The organism is Arthrospira sp. PCC 9901 (assembly GCF_059013425.1).
Genome location: NZ_CP102296.1, coordinates 2,775,488 through 2,797,304, shown reverse-complemented (window position 1 = coordinate 2,797,304; position 21,817 = coordinate 2,775,488). Strand labels below are relative to the sequence as shown.

Below are 21,817 nucleotides of genomic sequence, written 5' to 3'. Positions count from 1 at the left end.
ATAAAACTTAAACAAAACCGGACATAGCCGGATATTGACGTTTATTTCTTGCTTCGTCCGGGACTGTCGGCAGCACCCCGTCCACAAGTGTAATCGTCTGAACCAGGCGATTTTTCTAAATTTCTACTGGCGTTCAAATCTCTATCAATCTTCAGGCCACAGTTTGGACATTCAAAAGTCCGACGGACTAGGGGCATTTTTTGACGATAACCGCAATTAGAACAAAGTTGACTGGATGGATAAAATCTATCGGCAATAATCAACTTTGAACCATAACGTTCTGCCTTGTAACCTAGTTGACGACGGAACTCATAAAATGAAGCATCAGCGATAGAACCCGCCAAACCATGATTTTTCAGCATACCTGACACATTCAAATCTTCAATGACTACTTGGCTGTGGTTTTTAGCCAAAAAAGTAGTGATTTTATGAATCGTGTCACGGCGAATATTAGCGACTCTTTGATGTAGCTTTTGAACTTTTAAGAGACATTTGGCCCGATTTTTTGAGCCTTTGACTTTGCGACTTAAATGGCGTTGTAATCTGGCTAGTTTTTTGGTTGCTGCTTTATAAGCCTTGGGATTAGAGAATTGGGTCCCATCGGAGCAAGTCGCCAAATTGTTAATTCCTAGGTCTACCCCGATTCTCTCTCGGAATTTCGGTGTGATTTCTGGTCTGATTTCTACGAAAAAGCTCATATACCAGTCACCTGCTTGGCGCGTTATAGTGACTTTCTTAACTAGACTGGGTGGTAGAGCCTCAAATGTAGAAACCCAGCCCACAAAAGGCAGCTTATGGCGAGTTCCTGACAGATTGAATGGCTTTCCGGAATTGTCCAGCGTAAAACTATCATGGTGGCCTTTCTTCTTAAATTTAGGATAACTGCTTATTCCCTTGAAGAAGCGCTTAAAGGCATCCCCTAGATTAATGAAGGCATATTGATAAACTTTAGAAGACAATTCGGACATCCAAGGATATTGAGGTTTCACATAATTCGTAAAAACCTTTTTGATGGAGTTGACGTTAGGCTTGAGTCCCTCTTCATAAGCTGACATCCATAAGTGTAATCCCCAATTGAACACAAATCGAGCATACCCCGCGTGTTTGGCCATCAAGGTAGCTTGACGGTCATTGAGTTTTAGTTTTGTCCGGAAAGCTTTGTAAGGGTTATGGTCGAAAGGGAAGTCGCCTTCCCCAACTCCAATTCAAAACCGTGCTTGATACTTTCACATCACACGGCTCCTGATGTGGATACCCCTTTTGACATCGGGAACAGGGTAACGACTCCCTGCTTTTGTGATTTCAACTTTTGGAGCTAAATACAACATCGTAGTGTTTAAACTCGCTTTCGTCGTAAACACTCCTAATTGTCGCAGTCTCTATATCCACACCGTGACTAGTGGGCATATCCTAACCATTACAGTTAGGCATTGGCTTTCAGTCACATCCTTTCCCCTTAAAGGTATACGCTTACACTTTCACTACTCCGCAGGTACATCCTGCCACTTGAGAGCCTAAAAGGGGTTTAAACGTTCCGTTTATACGGGCATTCCATCTTTAGATTTGTCCTCTCCACCGGGGTACTTTTAAAAGTCTGTGTAGGTGATGTCATGATTACCCTACTTTTCCCCTTGCTCTTTTGAACGCAGCGTATCAACCTGTTTCGCTGCTAAATCATTACGATGGTTCAAGCCGGACATTCGGTTTCCCTAATCATGGATGGTTGGCAGTGGTCGCATTTGGTAGTAGGTTCTACTTCACGCCTTCCGTTCCCCGCTTCAATCCTGGGGTTATGATTCCCAAAACTGGGGGTGGCTATCGCCGTTACTCTCAACGCAATTGTTAAGGAATCATTAATATTTCCAGTTGGGCGTTTTGACCTTGAGTTCCCTGCCTTGTTTTGTATATTTCTATACCAAACGTTGGGACATATAAACAGTTATGGGATGGTCAGGGTACGAGTCCCTTATATTTCACCAAGGGGTGAAAGTCCCACTAGGAGGTTATTTCAGGCATTGCAGCCTTATTTGACTCCTAAACGTCTCGCACCATGATTGGATTTTACCATGAAGAATCCGACTTGATGAGTATGTCGTCAAGGAAATTTGGCATGGTCTGGGGTTTGACCGTATACTCATTATTGAGTTGCGAATCTTTTTGGGTATTGTAGCTTATTGTCCTAAGATGTCAAGCAAATCTTGGATTAAATTCTTGCTCCGAGAAACGAATACCTTGGTACAGGTAGGGGAAGGGATAGGACGGCTGCTTGAGTGGGGTCGGACACTGGCGTGCTAAGGATGATCCAGTTCACGCCGGGTCCTCGGAAAAAGGGGGGGTTGTTTCACGTAAAACTCCTGGGAGGGTTTTCCTCTCCGTGATTGATCACGGAGAGGAAAACCGACTCAAGCAGCTTTAGCCGCCAGCACCCCCTTGCGGGGTGGAGGGGTATGGTTGCCCCTCCATGGAGCTATGGTTGGCTCCGACTCCCTTGCGGGGTAATGTTTGCGCTTGCGCTAACGCGCACGCTGCGCGAACGCCAATGTTCAGAGTCGGTACTATCCAAATCGCACGTCCTTAACCCCTTAGAGATGTTTAACGATTCGGTTCTAGGGCCTGGAACTAGCACGCATTCCAGGGTAGGAACTTTAACTCTTGCTCTGAACGGAGCCAGTTAAGGCTATAGCTGGTCAGCTACCTGAAAGGGGGGCACGAAGCCCCCGTGCTTCAGCCGGGGGTGCTGACTTGCACTTCTTTCGGCTAATCTAAGTTTAGCGGAACGGGCGCGAGGATTTTGGTTAATTTCATCTGGCTGGGGAGTTATGGGTTTTTTGGTTAAGACTTTCAGTAGGGGATTATGGCGAAATCCGTGTTTAACTGGTCTGTCCTCTAGGCTGTGGAAACTGATGATGCCGATACGTCCTCGGGGTTTGAGCCAGGTGGGGGCGGTTTCTAGGAAGGTTTCTAGGGCGGTTAGTTCTCCGTTAACGGCTATGCGTAGGGCTTGAAAAACTCTGGTAGCTGGGTGTATTCGCCCATAACGGTACTTGGAGGGTACACAATTGGCGATCGCATTAGCGAGGTGTTCGGTGGTCTGAAAGGGGCGTTTTTCGACAATCTGCCTTGCTATGCGCCGAGATAGCCTTTCTTCGCCGTAGGTATAAAAGATGTCAGCCAGTTGTTTTTCGTCCCAGGTGTTAATGATTTCGGCGGCGCTGAGGGGGTCTTGTGGGTTCATTCGCATATCTAATGGTCCACAATGACGGAAACTAAATCCTCGTCCTGGGGTATCGAGTTGATGGGAGTTCACCCCTAAATCGGCTATGATGCCGTCAAATTGTGAGGGACTCGATGGATATTGGCTAAAGTTTCCGTGCCAAAATTTCAGGCGATCGCCACAATTACCGATAGTATCCATTAACATGGACTTGGCAGCGGCGATCGCTTCTAAATCACGGTCAATGGCTGTCACTCGCACATTAGGGGCTGCTTGAAAAATCATCCTTGTATGTCCCCCGCCGCCAACCGTAGCATCGAGATAGTGACCACCCTCCTGGACTGCTAACCCCTCAATTAACTCCCGCCCCAGAACCGGAATATGGACAAATTTCCCACCGAATTCCACATTATCCAAATCTCTACCTTTCTCAGACACCCCAAAATACCTATAATCAGTTAAAGGAAACTCAAATTAATCGGCAAGTTACGCAGATTTGACGAGACTATAAGACCATCATAAACTCTAGCGCGATCAAAAACGATATGAGCAGAATCGAAACTCGCACCGAACCCATGGTCATCAACATGGGACCTCATCACCCCTCCATGCACGGAGTGTTGAGGCTAATTGTCACCCTTGATGGCGAGGATGTAGTAGACTGTGAGCCAGTCATCGGCTACCTACATCGGGGCATGGAAAAAATCGCCGAAAACCGGACTAATGTCATGTATGTTCCCTACGTTAGCCGTTGGGATTATGCCGCCGGGATGTTCAATGAAGCGGTAACAGTCAACGCCCCGGAAATGCTGGCTAATATTGAGGTTCCCAAACGTGCCCAGTACATCCGGGTAATCATGTTAGAATTAAACCGGATCGCCAATCATTTACTCTGGTTAGGACCATTTCTGGCAGATTTAGGGGCGCAAACTCCCTTCTTCTACATCTTCCGGGAAAGGGAAATGATTTATGACCTTTGGGAAGCTGCTACTGGCTATCGCATGGTTAATAACAACTACTTCCGCATTGGTGGAGTCGCCGCCGACCTTCCCTATGGTTGGGTTGATAAATGCCACGATTTCTGCGATTATTTTCTCCCCAAAGTTGATGAGTATGAAAAACTAATCACCAATAACCCGATTTTCCGCCGCCGTATCGAGGGTTTGGGAGTTATTACCCGTGAACAAGCGATTAACTGGGGACTATCTGGCCCTATGTTGCGCGCTTCTGGGGTTGATTGGGATCTTCGTAAGGTGGATCATTATGAGTGTTACGATGATTTTGATTGGGATGTTCACTGGGAAACTGCCGGGGACTGCCTCGCCCGTTATGTGGTGCGAATTCGGGAAATGCGGGAATCTGTTAAAATTCTTCGCCAAGCCTTAGATGGTCTTCCTGGGGGTCCCTACGAGAATTTAGAGGCACAACGGATGATGGGAGGGCCTAAGTCTGAGTGGAATAATTTTGATTACCAGTTTATTGGGAAAAAAATTGCTCCGACTTTTAAGATTCCTTCTGGAGAACATTATGTGCGGGTGGAAAGCGGTAAAGGAGAATTGGGCATTTATATTATCGGTGATGATAATGTTTTCCCCTGGCGGTTTAAAATTCGGGCAGCAGACTTTAATAATTTGCAAATTTTTCCCGATTTAGTTAAAGGTGAAAAAGTGGCTGATATTGTGGCGATTTTGGGAAGTGTAGATATTATTATGGGGTCAGTAGACCGCTAATCTCATTTCCCCTTGACATACAGGGGCAAGTCTTCGGGCTTGCCCTCAATAGTGGCTTTTTACGGTGTTTTTACTTATGGCTGATGTAATTGATTACAAAATCTATGGTAATGATTTGCAATTGGTGGAAATTGAACTAGACCCCGGTGAGGGAGTTCAAGCAGAAGTGGGAACCATGACCTATATGGAAGATGGTATTCAAATGCAAACGGGTATGGGAAAAGGGGGCTTATTCTCTGGTTTTAAAAGGATGATTACCGGAGAAAGTTTCTTTATTACTACGTTTTTAAATAATGGTAAACAACGTTCTAGGGTCGGTTTTGCGGCGACTTCACCAGGGCAAATTATTCCGGTTGATTTGGCTCAAATTGGCGGCGAATTTTTGTGCCAAAAAGATGCGTTTTTGTGTGCGGCTAATGGTACGGAAATTAATGTGGCATTTACTAAGAAATTAGGGGCTGGTTTCTTTGGGGGAGAGGGATTTATTCTGCAACGACTAAAAGGGGATGGTCTGGCTTTTATTCAAGCGGGAGGGGCGATGATTCAAAAAAATTTACAACCTGGGGAAACTTTGCGAGTTGATACGGGGTGTTTGGTGGCTTTTTCTCCCTCGGTGCGCTATGATATTCAATTTGTGGGTGGCTTTCGTAATGCGTTATTTGGTGGGGAAGGCTTATTTTTGGCGAAAATGACGGGACCGGGTATTGTGATTGTTCAAAGTTTACCATTCTCTCGACTTGCCGATCGCATTAATTCTATGATTACTCTCCCTCCTGTCAGTAATGGTGGATGATTGTTGATTATTTCCCAATACAAAATCGACTGAAAATCCGGTCTAATACTGATTCGGTAACTTCCTCTCCGGTGACTTCTCCTAGGGCGTGAATTGCGCCGCGTAGGTCGATAGTCCAAAAGTCAAAGGGTAGACGATCGCTTATGGTGTTTTCCACTTGTTCTAGGGCTATTTTCGCGCGGGTAAGGGCTGCTGCTTGACGCTGGTTAATGGCAAATTCCAGATTAGCTGATTGTAGGTTTTCGGTGTGAACAGCGTTAAGGATACTCTCTTCTAAATCGGTAATCCCTTGATTAAGAGTGGCGGCGGTCGCAATAATTAACGAGGGTTTAATGTCCAGTTGGTTAATAATAGATTGACGTAAATTTTCTAGCTGTGCTGAGGATAGGCGATCGCTTTTATTCATCACTATAATTATCGGTCTATTTTTGACCTGCTGATAAATCTCCTTTTCCGCTTCTGTCCAGCCGTTTTCACAGTCGAGGGTAAATAATACCAAATCCGCTGATTGAGCCGCTATCTGTGACCTTTCTACCCCAATTTGTTCGACTTTATCATCAGATTTACGAATCCCAGCCGTATCGAGAACTTGAACCGGAATACCACCGACCACTAGCTGAGACTCTACCACATCTCTAGTGGTTCCCGGTAGGTCTGTGACAATGGCGCGATCGCTACGACTCCAAGCATTTAATAAGCTAGATTTCCCCACATTAGGACGACCGACAATTGCCACTTTTAAACCTGTGCGTAAGAGTTCTCCCCTATCTGCTGTGTCTAATATATCCGTTAATTGCTGTAAGACTTCTTCCAATTGGTGGATAATTTCCGATTCATTTAAGGGGGGTAAATCTTCTTCAAAATCGACCCTGGCTTCAATTTCTGCTAAAATATCTAAACAGAGCGATCGCAGATGATGTATGGGAGCCGCTAATTTTCCCCGCAGTCCAGCCAAAGCCGCACTAGCAGCCTGGGGAGACTTAGCCCCAACCAGTTCAGCCACACTCTCAGCTTGAGTCAAGTCTAGTCGCCCATTGAGAAACGCCCGCAGGGTAAACTCTCCAGGGGTGGCTAGTCTGGCTCCGGCTTGTAAACAAAGCTGTAGGACCTGTTGAACGGGGATAATACCACCGTGACAGTGAAATTCTACCACATCTTCGCGGGTGTAGGAGCGGGGAGCGAGCATTAATAGCAATAAAGCCTCATCGACGAGTTGCTGTGTGTGGGGATGATGGATATAACCATAGAGAATGCGGTGACTTGACCAGGGCTGATTTCCTGGGGCTTTAAATAGGGTTTTAGCGATCGCGACAGCTTCCGAGCCAGACATTCTGACAATGCCAATACTGCCCTGTTGTGGTACAATGGCGGTGGCGATCGCTGCAATAGTTTCAGTTTTGGTGGAAATTGGAGACATTTTCGTAATAACCAATATTACCCATTATCAAGTAAGTTGTAGGGGCGACATCTAGCCATCATCTAGCCTCCCTCCCCAGAAGGGAGAGGAAGCCAAAATCATCCATGATCCCTTTACTGCACACCCTCATTAACCGGGAAGCGATCGATTAAATTTTTAGCCTCGATCGCATTATCTTTCAGCGTGCTACTGAGGTGAGGAACATGGGGAATTTGCGAGAGAAAATCTCGAGTGCGTCTGATAATCCTGACAATATCCCCTTCATCAAGAGTGCTATTTTTCACCAATTCCGCCCATTCTACCCCACCAGCCCACTGTTCAAGAATAGCACTGAGGCGCTGATGTTCTCGGCGTTCAGGAAGCACCAAAAACTCTACATGGTGGCGACCTTGAACCTTAATCAGAGATCTACGCAAAGACCAGAGGCGGTTCAAAGTTTCCTGTACCACCTCCGAAAGCTGATAATGAGTCCAACTATCAGACCGAGAAACCTCAGTGACCAAAGCAGAACAAGCACCAGCCAAATTATAAGGCTCTAGGTTATCAAATTCTCCCGACATTAGCACCAACCCCAACCACAACTCATTATCCCCTCGCAGGGCTGCTGTCGCCTGTCCCAACTTAGTTGGCTGCAAATCATCCAAAGCCTCAAACTCTTGTAAAATGTCAATCAGATTCAGAAATTCCCGCCAATTGCGTTCTAAATATTGACGCAACTCCTCCTGATAATCAACAATTTCCTTCTGAATAGCCTTCCGGCGGCGCAAGCGTTTGAGGATTTTTTGAGGTTTCCCGAACTTTTCGGCGGGGTGTGTAGCTAAAATTTCCTCCACCTGTTCAATGCGAGTTATTTGATTAGCTACCTCTGGGGCGGTATCTTCCACCAACAGTTCTGGAATTTGTACAGCCAGCGCTTCAGTTATTTCATCTCCCCGTCGTGATTGTCCTAATTTAAACTGCATTTCTGGCATTTCCAAATGATCTGCCCAGGTCAGCCTAGGAAGTTCAGCCTGTAAACTAACCACATCCATAGCACCCACTATATACCAACGGTTATCTCGCCCCAAACATAGGAAATAGGGCGCTTGTCCAGGGCTAGGAGTTTGGGCAACCAGTACGGCGGAAATTGGCTCTGAGTCTGACTTGCGGGCGGTGGGGACGTGCTTACCCCGGAGGCTGACCAAAGTACCAACTTCTGCCAAGTCGAGGGCGATCGCCATTTTTTGGGTGTGGGCTTCTCGTGCTTGTTTTTGCAGGGTTTTTAACAGTCGTTTTTCCTGCTTGAGGCGTTGCTGCTGCTTTTCATAGTCAGCGAGGGTTTCTTCTAGGGTATTGATGTCTAAGTCCTCTCCTAACCCTAATTCGGCTTCAACTTCCGCTAGTTTTGCTTCTAGGTTTTTAATATATTGTTCTGCGGGAACTAAAGATAGGGTGGACGTATACTGACCAAAACTCCGTTCAACTAGATTTTTTGCCTCTTCTAGGCTGTGAGTCTGCAACAGGTTCAGGACCATGCCATAACTGGGGCTAAATTGACTGACTAGGGGGTTGGGTTTGGATGTGGCTAAATAGGCTGCTTCCTCGGCTCCCTCAAAAGGGGTTTCTACGGTCACTACATGGCCGATGGTGTCGATGCCGCGCCGTCCCGCACGTCCTGACATTTGCAAAAATTCGGAGGCTCTCAGGAGGCGATGACCGTCGTCTGTGCGCTTGGATAGGCTAGAAATTACTGTGGTGCGGGCGGGCATATTTATGCCAGCGGCTAGGGTTTCGGTGGCGAAAACTACTTTAATGAGTCCTTCCTGAAATAGTTCTTCTACAAACATTTTCCAGGCGGGAAGTAGTCCGGCGTGGTGGGATGCAATGCCTTTGGCGAGGGGTTCGAGTTGTTTGGGACGGGCGGCACCGGGGGTGTCTTTGATGAAACGGTTAATGCGATCGCGTAAAATTTCCGCCTCTTTTCGGTTGACTAGGGATAGATGGCTAACATCACCCACGGCGCGATCGCACCCACGACGGCTAAATATATAATAAATTGCGGGTAACATATCCCGTTGTTGCAGTCGCGATACAATATCGGCTATTTCCGGTACACTGCTTTTGCGGTTATAACCGCCACGCTGACGGGCTCTACTGCTTTTGGCTAATGATGGGCTGATGCGGCGTTTGCTACCATCGAGAAGGGGAAACATCCCTTTGCTATTGCAAAAGTAGAACTCTACTGGGACTGGACGATAATCGGAATATATTAATTCTGTCGGACCGTGAACTCTTCTGATCCAATCGGTGAGTTCGTCTCGGTTGTCTACAGTAGCCGATAAGGCTAACAGTTTTATATTTCGAGGACAGTAGATGATTGATTCTTCCCAAACTGTGCCGCGCTGTCTATCATTCATGTAGTGGCACTCGTCAAGGACTACGGCTTCCACTCCTTCTAGGGAAGTGCCTACTTGACCTATGGGAGTACCATAGAGCATATTTCGGAAAACTTCCGTGGTCATTACTAAAACGGGGGCATCCCGATTAAAGGAGATATCCCCGGTGAGTAGTCCCACCATCTCATCACCGAATTGTTCCCGAAAATCTCTTAATTTCTGATTGGAGAGGGCTTTTAGGGGTGTGGTGTAGAAGACTCGGCGACCGTTGGCGAGAGCGCAATGGATGGCGTATTCTGCAACTACGGTTTTTCCGGCAGTGGTGGGAGTGCATACTACTACGGAGTTTCCCCCGTCTAAAGCAGCGATCGCCTCCTTCTGAAAAGGGTCGAGTTCAAAAGGGAATAGATCACTTAAATCGAGTTTGGGGCTGTTTTGGATAGGATTTGACACAGGGATAATCTTTAAATGAACAAATAAGTTAAATGATTTTGTTACCAAGCTGGTTAGTTACCAACCTAGCTGGACGCTTTTACCAAGCCAGCTAGATGCTGGCACTAACCTATCAGGCTATTGTAACCTTTCCCTGAAAATCAGGAGTTGCCCAGGCTCCCTGGGTCTTGATACAGGTTTGAGATTATACTATCGGGTGTGTGTCATAATGATACCGACAATTTCGACTATTCCGTTATTGCAGTTGGCTTCGGGCGATCGCCTGGGGTTACAGGTTTATCGGTTTCAGGGTGCAGACCCTGGCAAAAAAGCCTATATACAGTCTAATTTGCACGGCGCGGAAATTAGTGGCAATGAGGTAATTCACCATTTGATTGGGTTTTTGTCTCATTTAGACCCATCCCAATTGGTCGGGGAAATTTGGTTAGTCCCGGTTTGTAATCCCCTAGGAGTTAATCAGCGATCGCACCATTTTTCTGATGGTCGCTATCATGTTTATGATGGCAAAGATTGGAATCGGATTTTTTGGGATTATCAAAAAACCGGGGATGATATCGCCAGTTTTGCCCGGGCTAACCAGCATTTAACCCCCCCAGAAATTATCGCCAACTATCGGCAAACAATCCTGGCAAAATTCCACGATTTACATGATCATAAAATCCAGAGTAACAGTCGCCTGACCTACGGCGAATATTACCGCTATCAACTACAATCCCTGTGCCTTGATGCCGATTATGTCATGGATTTGCACAGTTCCACTAATCAAGCGATCGATTATTTGTATTGTTTCCATAGTCGAGAAGAAAGCGCCAGGGCCTTTTTGTTAGATTATGGTATTTGGATGAATGAATATGATGGAGATGCTTTTGACGAGGCTTTTTTAAAACCTTGGTTAGCCCTAGAACAGCAATTAAAACTTTTAGGAAAACCCCTAATTTTTGACATTGAATCTTGGACTCTCGAATTAGGGTCAGGTATGACCATGAACCCAGAGTCAGTCAATCGCGGATTAATCGGTATTAAAAATTATCTCGCCGCTAAAGGTATGTTAAAGATTGAAGGTTTACCCCAGCCGCAAACCGCTAATTATCCCATTAAACTGATTCCCAAAACTCAGATAAAAAAATACTATGCGCCCCAGGGCGGTATGTTTAAAAATTGTATTAACATTGGCGATGCCATTACCAAAGACAGTAAAATCTATGATATACTATCCTTCCACAAAGATAAACAAACATCCACAATTATCCCCGTCTACGCCGAAGCTGATGGTGTAGTCTTCGATATCGCCACCAACCACAGTGTTAATGAGTTTGATTATGTTTTATCAGTCATGGAAACTCCAGCAGATAAAACTAATCTTACTTAATCAATGAATATTCCCCATACCCTATTATATGAATCCTAAAAAATCAACCCCCAAGTTAACCTTAGATCAAGAATCAGTAGCCGCCTGGGTGTTCCTAACTCCCGCCTTATTTCTGATGGCGATATTTATTGTCTGGCCGATTATTTATTTAATTTACCTCAGTTTCACTCAGGGAAGTTTTACCCGGTCTGGGGTCGAGTTTGTAGGATTCACCAACTATCTGCGCTTAATTGTCAGTCCTGATTTTTGGCAGGTTATTGGTAATACAATTTACTTTACCATTGCTACAGTTATTCCGAGTTTAGTCATCCCCCTCGCCCTAGCTGTAATGCTAGACCAAACCTTGATGTTTAGGGGGTTTTTACGGACGGCTTATTTTATCCCTTCTATTACCTCCTTAGTCGCCGTAGGTTTGGGTTGGCGGTGGCTATTTCAAACTGATGGTCCCGTCAACGGGTTTTTATCACAAATTGGCTTCGATCCAATTCCCTGGTTAAGTAGTACCGTCTGGGCTATGCCAGTTTTAATTTTACTAAGTATTTGGAAACAATTAGGCTTTAACTTAGTGGTATTTTTAGCCGGACTGCAAACCATTCCCATTAACCGTTATGAAGCGGCGGAACTTGATGGCGCGGGACCCTGGCAAAAATTTTGGTATGTGACTTTACCGGGTCTCCAACCTACCTTAGTATTTGCTACAGTCACTACAGTTATTTTTACCCTGAGAAGTTTTGAACCAGTTTATGTAATTACTGGCGGCGGTCCCCTCAACTCTACTAATTTACTGGTTTACTATATTTACGAACAGGCTTTTTCCCAGTTTGATTTTGGCTACGCAGCAGCAGCGGCGACTTTATTGTTAGCGATCGCCCTAGTCTTAGTCTATTTCCAGCTTCAGATTTTTGGGGAAGACCAAGCCAGCAAATAATCAATAAGTGATCAATTACACTTGCGGAATTTGCCATAATCCTGTTGTTTATTAATCAGCAGGGGTGGGGATCACCCCACTTAGTCCCCTGGGTGCGTATCTCTAATTAACCGCCAGCCGCAAAAGTCCCTAAAATGATGATGGATAATGCCAAACCTGGTAATAGGAGAATACCTAGCATCAACATTTCGTGTTCAGTCATTGAGTCGATTACCTCATAACGTTAACGAATAGCCTAGCATTTTCGGACAAAAAAAGCACACTCACATCTAGTCGCTGGATTAAACCATGAAAAAACGAGTTAAACTTCTGTCTTTCACTGTAGCGATGACAGTTTCTCTCTTGGTAATAGGTGCGACATTAGCCGTGTTAGGCATTTTTGATGATATGTTAAACTGGGATATTTTTAGCCCTCAAGTTGAACAGGTTTTAAGGGCAATTATGGCCGGGTGTATTGTCTTGAGTGTTTTTGGTGTCGCCATTACTTTTGTGTTGGGTATTCAAGAAATTGTTAAGTCTATTGGCTTACTCAACAAAAGTCGAGGTTTAGAGGAGTTGGAGACCGTTAGAGAAGCGCCCAAAACTACCTATATGTTATATATGTCGGGAGTTGTGGCGGTTTTTGCTGTGTTAATTAGTGTTTTATCTGTCGCTAATTTGATGATTACTAATCATCGTAACCGGGTATTTAAACGCATTGCTACAGAACAAATGCAGCAACTAAGGGATGAGTTTTTGCAGCAGGTATCTTTATTAAATGAACCGCCGAGGACTGATGTTCCTGACACCTTGGATGATTTAATTAGGAGCGTGAAAAAGTTATCCTTTGTCAATGATATTACTCTGTATTTACCTGACCAACAGGATGATATTATTATCTGGAATTATGATTCTATGTGGGTTGATTATCCCCAAAAAGGATTTGAACGTCAAATTGTGGCTAAGGAATATGAACAGGCGATTCAAAGCGCCTTTCGGGGACAACCGGAACTTCTGCAAGCCTTGAATGGGAAAAGTAGCTTTCAATGGTATTATTTAATCCGTGATCAACAAAATCAACCCTTGGCTGTGTTACGGATTAATGGTAATGAAAGGGAGAATTTTCGGGAGTATAAATTAAAATAAATCTGCCTAAACAATTAACTCTTCTAGGGCGATTTGTAAATCTTGGGTTAAATCAGCGATCGCTTGACGACGGCTGCTTTGATAACTAGCCCAACGGGGGGATACAGCAATAGGTTCACCCACTCTAGTTTTAACCAACTGTTTACCTAAGTTGGGGGTTTTATTAGGGTTAACGCCTTTTAATCTAGCGATCGCTGTCCAAATAATGATTACCGTATCCGCAAAGCGATCGAACGAGGGATTTTGTTTAATATATTCCCCAGTCACCGCTACAAAACTTTCCACTAATCTCATGTGCCACATTCGCAAACTTGCCTCTTCCGCCAGGCGATTAGCTAGTCCTAAATCTACCGCTGATAAATCTTCTGGAGACTTGAGGTTTTCCCGATATATATACTCCCAACCCGCCTGTTCCAGACGGCGACAACGGCTAGTTAAATCCCCTATAGGTTGAATCCCAAAATAGCTTTCAGAAACCTTTAAGGCGATATCTAGCAGCGAATGGAGGCGCTGGGATAAATCTTGATTATCACTTGACTGGGGAATATTTTGATGATAAAATTTACCATAGAGATTCTCCATCAAATTTAGTAAATAGTTACCCAGGTTAATTAAACGGGGATATAAATGCTCAAAAACAGGCTGATGGTTAGATGTCGATAAGCCACAATCTGTTTCCATCTCGGTTAACAGGGACTCTAAGGCTTTCCAGTTATCTTGAACATAAGAGTATTGAACTCCCAGGGGAACAATCAAAACTGTTTCTGTGCGCTGGAGTTTGTGGAGGTCTTCCACACACCAAAAAGCCATTTGGGCGATACCGGGTTCTAGGGGGCTAATTAGTTGATTATGGCCGTTAGTTGCACCTTCTGGAGCCGCAGCTATGGGGAAACGACCGTTAACAAATAAATGGCGGGCAGATTTTAAGCCAGGGCGATCTATCGTGCCGCGTAAAATGGAACTGCCGCCCAATTGAGGAAATAACCAAGTCACGAAATTTCCCGCCCACAGAGGAATACCGCGATCATAAATAAAATGAAAATGCACGGGGTCCTGAAGGTTGACACCCTGAGATTTTGCCAAGGCTGGAATACGCCGCCAAAATACCTGGGAAAGGGCGATGGGGTCATTGGGGTTGGGATGACGAAAAGCGAGGAGGAAGCGAATTTTTGAGGCTTGGAATTGTTGGAATAATTCAATGATGCGATCGCCTTGTTCTATCTGAATATCAGCGATCGGTGTTTTCCCGGCCATCCACAGGGGCATAAATGTCTGGCACAGTCGCAAAACCAGAGGGTTAAACTTGGGGGGGAGAAATTCTAGGGGGGGTTGGGCGTAGGTTTTAGTTTTGGGCATATAATGTTAGGGGATTTGACTACAAGGTTCGGGAACGTGCCGATTATGCTATGAGTCTCTAAAATAAATTAGTGCTGTTTTTACCAACTTGAATTGAAAAGATTAAACTAGGGTCATCAGTTGAGTGCATCAGTTGTCTGTAAATTGGCTCAACGGATTATGGAGGTATATAGTTTTACATGAAAATCAAATTTTGGCGTGGGCGGACACTGTTAACGGCGATCGCATCTACTATATTAGCGATCGCAACTCCCCTTTCCATGACCACAGCCCTAGAATTTCCACAAGGTCCAAGTCGCCAGCCACCTCAGTCAACCGCTGGGGGAGGAACCCGAGGGAATGCCACCACCATGGTCGATGGCACTTGTGACAACAACAGTGATTTTCTCATCCCCCTATTACCCATAGGTTACGAGGTCTTAAAGACAGCTTCCCCCAATCCCACCTTTTTCCTGTACGTTCCCAAAACCAAAGCCGAAAAGGCTGAATTTTTGGTGCTAGATAGCCAAGGTCGCGATGTCTATGTTGGAAGTTTCGCCACACCTGCACAAGGGTCTATTATGAAAATTAGCCTACCAGAAACCGTTTCCTTGAGAGTGGGAGAAACCTACACCTGGCAATTTTCTCTATTTTGCGATCCTAATCAAAGGGATTTAGACGAATCCATCACCGGGGCTATTGAACGGATAGAATTAGATGACGAACACAAAGCTAGAATTGCCGCCGAAACTGACCCCATTGATCAAGCCACACTGTATGCAGAACAACAGATGTGGCCGGAGACTCTCCTGATTGCGTTGGGACTGCGAGAAACCCATCCCGAAATTTGGGAACAGTTGATGGAGTCCGTAGGATTAAAAGATATCGCCTCTGAGCCCATCGCCCCCTGTTGTCCCCCAGAAATTGACGAAACTGTGGGTTCAGAAATCGAAGCATCCTAACTAATGCCCAAAACCATTAGAGAACGATTCTGGAATTGGCGGGTTGTCCTGGTGACGACCCCCTCTGTCACCCTAGCCGTGATTTTATTACGGCTAACTGGTATTTTGCAAACCTTGGAATTAGCCGCCTATGACCAATATATGCGCTGGCGGCCCCCGGAAACCCGTGATAGTCGCATTGTCATCGTTGGTATTGATGAGAATGACCTTCAATTTATTGGTCAAGGTTATGTACCAGATGGGGTGTATTTTGAGTTAATCCAACGACTCAATGCCATGAATCCTAGGGTAATCGGATTAGATATTTATCGAGATTTACCCTTTGAACCTGGCCATTCCCAATTGGTGCGGCTTTTTGAAACTACAGATAATCTAATTGGTATTGAAAAAGTTATAGGTGATCACTTTTTTAGTCGGGTGGGACCCCCTCCCGCCTTGGCTGCTAGAGGACAAGTTGGGGCGAATGACCTGATTGTTGATCAGGATAATAGGGTGCGTCGCGCTTTGCTATATTTCCCTAGAGAAAATGGGGAAACTGTCCATAGTTTTGCCGTTCATTTAGCCCTCAGATATTTAAGTGCAGAACCTGACTTTTCCGTTGAGATTGTAGAAGGTACAGATAATTGGTGGAAATTTGGTGATGTGGTCTTTGTTCCTTTTGAGGGGAATGATGGCGGTTATGTGCGCGCCGATGATGGTGGCTATCAAGTTTTACTTAACTACCGAGGACCTAGCCAGCATTTTGAAATTGTCTCCATGCGAGATATTTTTGAAAACCGGGTAGCCTCAGACTGGGGAAGCGATCGCATTATTTTAATTGGTTCCGTCGGCGAAAGCATGAAAGATTTATTTTCTACCCCCTACACCCTAGCGCCTGATCAACGCATGACTGGCGTAGAAATTCATGCTAATATTGTTAGTAAAATCATCAGCGCCGCACTAGAAAATCGACCTCTGATTAGAACTTTACCAGAAGTTATCGAATGGCTATGGGTTCTGGTCTGGTCTGGTCTGGGGGCGACCCTGACTTGGCGACTACGCGACCCCACTAGAGTCGGACAATTCCTATTTAAAAGAGTTGTGATTTTGGTTCTGGCTGGGGGTATTTTATTAGGCTTGACCTTTGTGGCTTTTTTAGGCAGTTGGTGGTTGCCTGTTGTCCCTTCATCCATCGCTTTGGTGGGTTCTGTAGCCGTAATTACTGCTTATATTGCTCGTTCAGCATCAGATATCCGTAAAACTTTTGGTCGATATCTCAGTGATGAAATAGTTGCTAATTTGCTGGAACACCCAGAGGGATTAAAAATGGGTGGAGAACGTCGTAAAATCACTATTTTAACCTCCGATTTACGGGGTTTTACCGCGCTTTCTGAACGCTTACCACCGGAAGAAGTTGTGCAGGTGCTGAATTTCTATTTATCCTATATGGCTGATGTCATTACCCATTATCAAGGGACAATTGATGAATTTATGGGGGATGGTATTTTAGTGTTATTTGGTGCGCCTACCCTGCGCGAAGATGACCCGGAAAGGGCCGTGGCTTGTGCCGTAGCTATGCAATTGGCTATGGCTCAGGTAAATGAACAAATGGAGAAGTGGGAATTACCAGCTTTAGAAATGGGAATTGGCATTAATACCGGGGAAGTTGTCGTTGGTAATTTGGGTTCGGAAAAACGCACGAAATATGGAGTTGTAGGAAGTCATGTTAATCTCACCTACAGAATCGAGTCTTACACCACAGGCGGACAAATTATTATTTCCGAAGAAACCCTCAATTGTACTACTCCTAATTTAGTGAAAATTGATGACAAGAAATTGGTACAACCCAAGGGGGTTAAAAATCCCATAGCCATCTATGAAGTCTCTGGAATTGAGGGTAAATATAACCTATTTTTACCCAAAGAAACCGAAATATTTTATTCTTTGTCTCAGCCGATATCATTACAATATACCGTCCTAGAAGGTAAGCACGTTGGCGAAAACCTATTTTCTGGGAGGTTATTACAACTCTCCGATCGCAGTGCTTTAATAGGTGCAGAAGATGGTACAGACTCTTTACCGCTGGTGTTAACTAACATCAAACTGAATCTGAAATCATCTGACTCGGAACTGCGGGAAGATATCTATGCCAAGGTATTAGAAAAACCAGCAGAACCGGGTAAATTTTATATTCGTTTCACTTCTAAACCTCCTGTAATTGAAGCTAAACTTAATGATATTTACCAGATGATTAAAGACTAAATTAGATTAGGTATCGGGAAAATTAAGGAATTCCGCCAGTAATTTGGGCTACTTCCTGACGGCGATCGCTCCAAATTTCCATGGCTGTGGCTGCTTCCTCCAAGTCGGAAAATTCCGGCATTTGTCGTTCAATTTCCGGGGCCAAATTATCGAGAGATTCCAGACTTTGGCAGTGTTTCAGAATCACCCGCCAACCTTCCAGCCATTGTTGACAAGCCTGCTGGTGTTCGCGAAGGGGTGATAGATTTTCTTCTTCCTGAATTCTGATAAGTTCTTGTTGTTTGAGTTTCTGGGATTGTTCCGCCCAAGCCGATCGCCACGCTTCTATTTTGGGGGAATTATAGTGTTTCGAGTAGCGTGAGATTTCTGTGCTAAATATTTCCCCCAGAAGATCTAGGCGATCGCGATCGCGCGTTTCCCTAATAGCTGCAATTCCTTGTTCCACCCACAGAGGGAGAACCCGAAAACTAACTAATGTGGCCCTCATCCCTAGGAGTTTAACCCAAATTTGATGTGTCCAGAACTCTAGGCGATCGATTTGGCGAGGTGGGACTCCCAGATAAGTAGCCACCTCCAACCAAACACGGGCTAAAGGCCATTGGCGGGGATTGATGATGCCTGATGTGATTAGTGTTTGAGCCATACTTTCTTAGATAACCTAGATTCTGAAGCCATGCCAATCCTAACTCGATGTCCACATTTAGTAGCTCAACAGGAAGGCTCACCCATAATAACTCACTATGTGGCGTGTGATTGCATTTATCGAATCAAGGGATTAGGGGGAGCGATTTTAGCAAGTCCCTAGTAGGATACTCCCAGATCACGCCCCCCCTGAGTTCACTCAAACTAGGACTTTAGACCGTCGCTAATTCAGGAGTAGGGCGCTTACTATTACGAATACCGGCGATCGCCTCCGAATAATTATCAGCATTAAACACCGCCGAACCTGCCACAATAGCATTAGCTCCAGCTTCCAACACCTGCCAGGTATTATCAATCTTCAGGCCGCCATCAACTTCAATCCAAGGGTCAAGACCCCGCTCATCGCACATTTGGCGCAGTTGACGAATTTTAGGAACCACAGTCGGGATAAACTTCTGACCTCCGAAACCGGGGTTGACACTCATAATCAACACCAGATCGCACACATCCAAAACATACTCAATCAAATCCAGGGGAGTAGAAGGATTTAATACCACACCGGACTGTTTACCACATTCCCTAATCAGGTTGAGAGTCCGGTGGAGGTGGGGGGAAGCATTATGTTCAGCGTGAACCGAGATAATATCAGCCCCAGCCTTAGCAAAATCTTCAACATACTTCTCTGGTTCCACAATCATCAAGTGAACATCCAGAGGCTTTTTCGTAACCGGTCGAATAGCATCAACAATCAGGGGACCAATGGTAATATTAGGGACAAAGCGACCATCCATAACATCAACATGAATCCAATCTGCGCCAGCTTCATCAACAGCGCGAATTTCTTCTCCAAGACGACTGAAATCTGCTGATAATATAGATGGGGCGATAACAACTGATTTTTGGGATTGGCTCATAGCGATTGTGTTTCCTCCAACATCTGGTCTTTTTATGTAGTGTATCAGAATTTGCTGACCCCAATTCCGATAACAACCCCAGCCGTCCAACCTATCAGCCTGGAGATGAGGATATCTTATGCGACATGATCCTTACCAACCCACCGATAGAATATCTATCCAACAATTTGTGTATTTAATTCCCGTGTTGGGCTTTTTCCCCGCCATCTGGACTTTGTATCGCCATCAGGGTACACCCCAAGAACGCGCTACCTGTCGCTTAGTGGTGACTTTAGCATTTAGCTGGTTGATTGGCAATTTACTTTTGCGCGGTGGTGCTAGTCTTGCGGAAATCCCCGAACTACCTGTGTTGTTCACTAGCAGTGTCCTGACCACAACTTACTTTTTAGTTAACTTTGGCTTAATGGTGCGTCTATGGAAAGATAAACCCTTGTGGTTGCCAGCAATCAGTCCTTTTGCTGAAAAGGTTATGCGTCGTTATCTGCGGGATAATCCCCCTAACTCCTGAGTCTCTTAATATTACAGGACCGGTAGATTTTGGTGAGTTGTATATCCTGTTAGCGCTGGCTGATGCTGAAAGAATGGATTATTCTGGCGGATCTGATTACTCCCGATTAACCTACCCACTACCTGATAGCTAACCATTGCTAACCAGGGCGATCGAAGACTACAATTGATGAGTAGTCAATTGATCTCAAAATTTCTCGGAAGTGTCTGTCAACTCTTTGTATATTAAAATTGGTGTGTGAGGAAGCCTGTGTCAAATCATCGAATCAAACGGCAAAAACCACTTAGATCTCAACCTTCTCGACCTATTCTGAAAAAGTTCACCAGGTCTAGCCCCGCCAAATGGCTTGGTATTGGTATGGGTTTAACTGGAGTGGCTATGATTTCGGCAACGGCCGGAGCCTTGCTGGCTGTTTCCTTATCTTCAACTCCCCTCATGCAGGAAAAGTTAACACCTGAACAAGAGGCGGTTTTTTCTAAGGGTGAAATGGCGCGGGTGAATATGCGTTTACCGGAATTAACTCGTCCGGTAAATATTCTGGTTTTGGGTATTAAAGTTTTAACCTCCGATTTAGATGAACCGCCAGAAGAAGACCTGGGATATCATGCGGTGGTAGACTCCTTTAAGGGTCTTTCTGATACCATGCTTCTGTTGCGTTTTGACCCTAATACTAATAAGTTAAAAGTTCTTTCTATTCCTAGGGATACCCGTACTTTTGTCAAGGGACGGGGGATGACTAAAATTAATGATGCTAACTACTATGGTGGTCCGGCACTTAGCGCTAAGTCCGTCAGTGAATTGATGGGCGGTGTCGGTATCGATCGCTACGTTCGCGTTAATGTCTTGGGCGTTGAAAAGCTAATTGATGCCTTGGGAGGAGTCACCGTTTATGTTCCTAAAGATATGAGGTATCAAGATGATAGCCAACATCTTTATATTAATCTGAAAGAGGGTGAACAACATCTTGATGGTGATCGTGCTTTACAGTTTTTGCGGTTCCGATATGACAATTTAGGTGATATTGGTCGGGTACAGCGTCAGCAAATGCTGATCCGCTCTTTTATTAACCAAGTTTTAGATGTGGGTACCATCTCCCGTATACCTCGGTTAGTGTCCATTATTCAATCTCATATTGATACAAATTTGACCTTAGAAGAATTGGTGGCTTTGGTGAATTTTGCCGCCCAGGTGAGTCCCGATGATGTACAAATGCTGATGGTTCCTGGACAGTTTAGTGACCCGAAAGAGTATAGGGCTAGTTATTGGCTAGCAGATTATAGTCGCCTTGATGCCATGGTGACCAAACATTTTGATTTTGGTCATAACCGTTGGAGTTTTGATAATGTTGATCCGAGGGATTTGAGAATTGCTATCCAAGACAGCACTGATGATTCCTATGCCGTTGATGATTTCATGTCTTCTCTCAATAGTAAGGGATATTGGAATCTGAGACTGACAAGACCCTGGAATCAACCACTTGATGTCACCCGTATTATTGCTCAAGATGGCGATGTCAGAGGCGCACAAGCTATTCAGGAGGCTTTGGGATTTGGGGAAGTTGTGGTGGAAAGTACAGGTCATCTACAGTCGGATATTACCATTCAGGTAGGACTAGATTGGCTGGCGAAATCCGAAGCTAAATGGCAGCAAGAAACTGAGCCACAATTGGAGGAAATGGAGGATGATTTCCGAAACCCTCGGCGGCGACTCTCAGGACGCTAAAACCTGCTCAAACCTATGGTAACGCATTTTTGTCCGGGTTCCCTTGCTTCCTGGTCTGTTCAGGGGCTATCCTGGAAACTAGATGAATT

Annotated in this window: 16 protein-coding genes; 9 read left to right on the top strand and 7 right to left on the bottom strand. The window is 45.0% G+C overall.

Translation table 11 applies throughout. The annotated features are described in order from the left end of the window. Positions 1-41: 41 nt before the first annotated feature. Positions 42-1,112: an RNA-guided endonuclease InsQ/TnpB family protein gene (locus NLZ44_RS12230; RefSeq protein WP_493749951.1), complete on the bottom strand. Its 1,071-nt coding sequence runs from the start codon at positions 1,110-1,112 to the stop codon at positions 42-44. A 1,565-nt stretch (positions 1,113-2,677) separates the two neighbouring features. Beyond that, the gene (gene rsmH / locus NLZ44_RS12225) at positions 2,678-3,652 is read right to left on the bottom strand and encodes a 16S rRNA (cytosine(1402)-N(4))-methyltransferase RsmH (protein ID WP_493749950.1); all 975 of its coding nucleotides are present in this window, start codon (positions 3,650-3,652) and stop codon (positions 2,678-2,680) included. 107 nt (positions 3,653-3,759) lie between these two features. On the opposite strand from rsmH, the gene NLZ44_RS12220 reads away from it, so the two are divergent. Continuing rightward, positions 3,760-4,944 carry an NAD(P)H-quinone oxidoreductase subunit H gene (locus NLZ44_RS12220; protein WP_006625175.1) on the top strand — a complete coding sequence of 395 codons (1,185 nt, stop codon included), beginning with the start codon at positions 3,760-3,762 and terminating at the stop codon, positions 4,942-4,944. A gap of 76 nt (positions 4,945-5,020) precedes the next feature. Next, entirely contained in the window at positions 5,021-5,737 is a 717-nt protein-coding gene (locus tag NLZ44_RS12215) for a TIGR00266 family protein (RefSeq protein WP_493749949.1), read from the top strand. A gap of 7 nt (positions 5,738-5,744) precedes the next feature. On the opposite strand, the gene mnmE is transcribed toward NLZ44_RS12215, so the two are convergent. Then, complete coding sequence (gene mnmE / locus NLZ44_RS12210; RefSeq protein WP_493749948.1) at positions 5,745-7,154, bottom strand: tRNA uridine-5-carboxymethylaminomethyl(34) synthesis GTPase MnmE; 1,410 nt, start codon at positions 7,152-7,154, stop codon at positions 5,745-5,747. A gap of 113 nt (positions 7,155-7,267) precedes the next feature. Further along, positions 7,268-9,982, bottom strand: coding sequence for a DEAD/DEAH box helicase (locus tag NLZ44_RS12205; RefSeq protein ID WP_493749947.1), 2,715 nt, complete (start codon positions 9,980-9,982; stop codon positions 7,268-7,270). 208 nt (positions 9,983-10,190) lie between these two features. Here NLZ44_RS12205 and NLZ44_RS12200 point away from each other — a divergent pair, with 208 nt between their 5' ends. The 3 genes from NLZ44_RS12200 (at position 10,191) to NLZ44_RS12190 (ending at position 13,404) form a co-directional block, all read left to right on the top strand. Then, positions 10,191-11,351, top strand: coding sequence for a M14 family metallopeptidase (locus NLZ44_RS12200; protein ID WP_008051447.1), 1,161 nt, complete (start codon positions 10,191-10,193; stop codon positions 11,349-11,351). Between the two features lie 28 nt (positions 11,352-11,379). Next, positions 11,380-12,279, top strand: coding sequence for a carbohydrate ABC transporter permease (locus NLZ44_RS12195; RefSeq protein ID WP_006625170.1), 900 nt, complete (start codon positions 11,380-11,382; stop codon positions 12,277-12,279). Between the two features lie 288 nt (positions 12,280-12,567). Further along, entirely contained in the window at positions 12,568-13,404 is an 837-nt protein-coding gene (locus NLZ44_RS12190) for a hypothetical protein (protein ID WP_493749946.1), read from the top strand. 6 nt (positions 13,405-13,410) lie between these two features. Here the strand turns inward: NLZ44_RS12190 and NLZ44_RS12185 are convergent, their stop codons facing one another. Then, positions 13,411-14,760: a lysophospholipid acyltransferase family protein gene (locus tag NLZ44_RS12185; RefSeq protein WP_493749945.1), complete on the bottom strand. Its 1,350-nt coding sequence runs from the start codon at positions 14,758-14,760 to the stop codon at positions 13,411-13,413. Between the two features lie 179 nt (positions 14,761-14,939). Between NLZ44_RS12185 and NLZ44_RS12180 the strand changes: the two genes are divergently transcribed. Both NLZ44_RS12180 and NLZ44_RS12175 read left to right on the top strand, forming a co-directional pair. Then, a complete protein-coding gene (locus NLZ44_RS12180) occupies positions 14,940-15,701 on the top strand; it encodes a DUF928 domain-containing protein (protein ID WP_008051458.1) in 762 nt (253 codons plus the stop codon). A gap of 3 nt (positions 15,702-15,704) precedes the next feature. Then, complete coding sequence (locus NLZ44_RS12175) at positions 15,705-17,942, top strand: CHASE2 domain-containing protein (RefSeq protein WP_493752925.1); 2,238 nt, start codon at positions 15,705-15,707, stop codon at positions 17,940-17,942. Between the two features lie 22 nt (positions 17,943-17,964). Here NLZ44_RS12175 and NLZ44_RS12170 read toward each other — a convergent pair whose 3' ends face one another. Both NLZ44_RS12170 and rpe read right to left on the bottom strand, forming a co-directional pair. After that, positions 17,965-18,585: a hypothetical protein gene (locus tag NLZ44_RS12170; RefSeq protein WP_493752924.1), complete on the bottom strand. Its 621-nt coding sequence runs from the start codon at positions 18,583-18,585 to the stop codon at positions 17,965-17,967. A gap of 211 nt (positions 18,586-18,796) precedes the next feature. Further along, a complete protein-coding gene (rpe, locus tag NLZ44_RS12165) occupies positions 18,797-19,498 on the bottom strand; it encodes a ribulose-phosphate 3-epimerase (RefSeq protein ID WP_008051461.1) in 702 nt (233 codons plus the stop codon). Positions 19,499-19,616: 118 nt separating this feature from the next. On the opposite strand from rpe, the gene NLZ44_RS12160 reads away from it, so the two are divergent. Both NLZ44_RS12160 and NLZ44_RS12155 read left to right on the top strand, forming a co-directional pair. Then, entirely contained in the window at positions 19,617-20,006 is a 390-nt protein-coding gene (locus NLZ44_RS12160) for a hypothetical protein (RefSeq protein ID WP_493752923.1), read from the top strand. 249 nt (positions 20,007-20,255) lie between these two features. Further along, positions 20,256-21,728 (top strand): LCP family protein, encoded by a 1,473-nt coding sequence (locus NLZ44_RS12155; protein WP_493752922.1) that lies wholly within the window; start codon positions 20,256-20,258, stop codon positions 21,726-21,728. Positions 21,729-21,817: the final 89 nt, after the last annotated feature.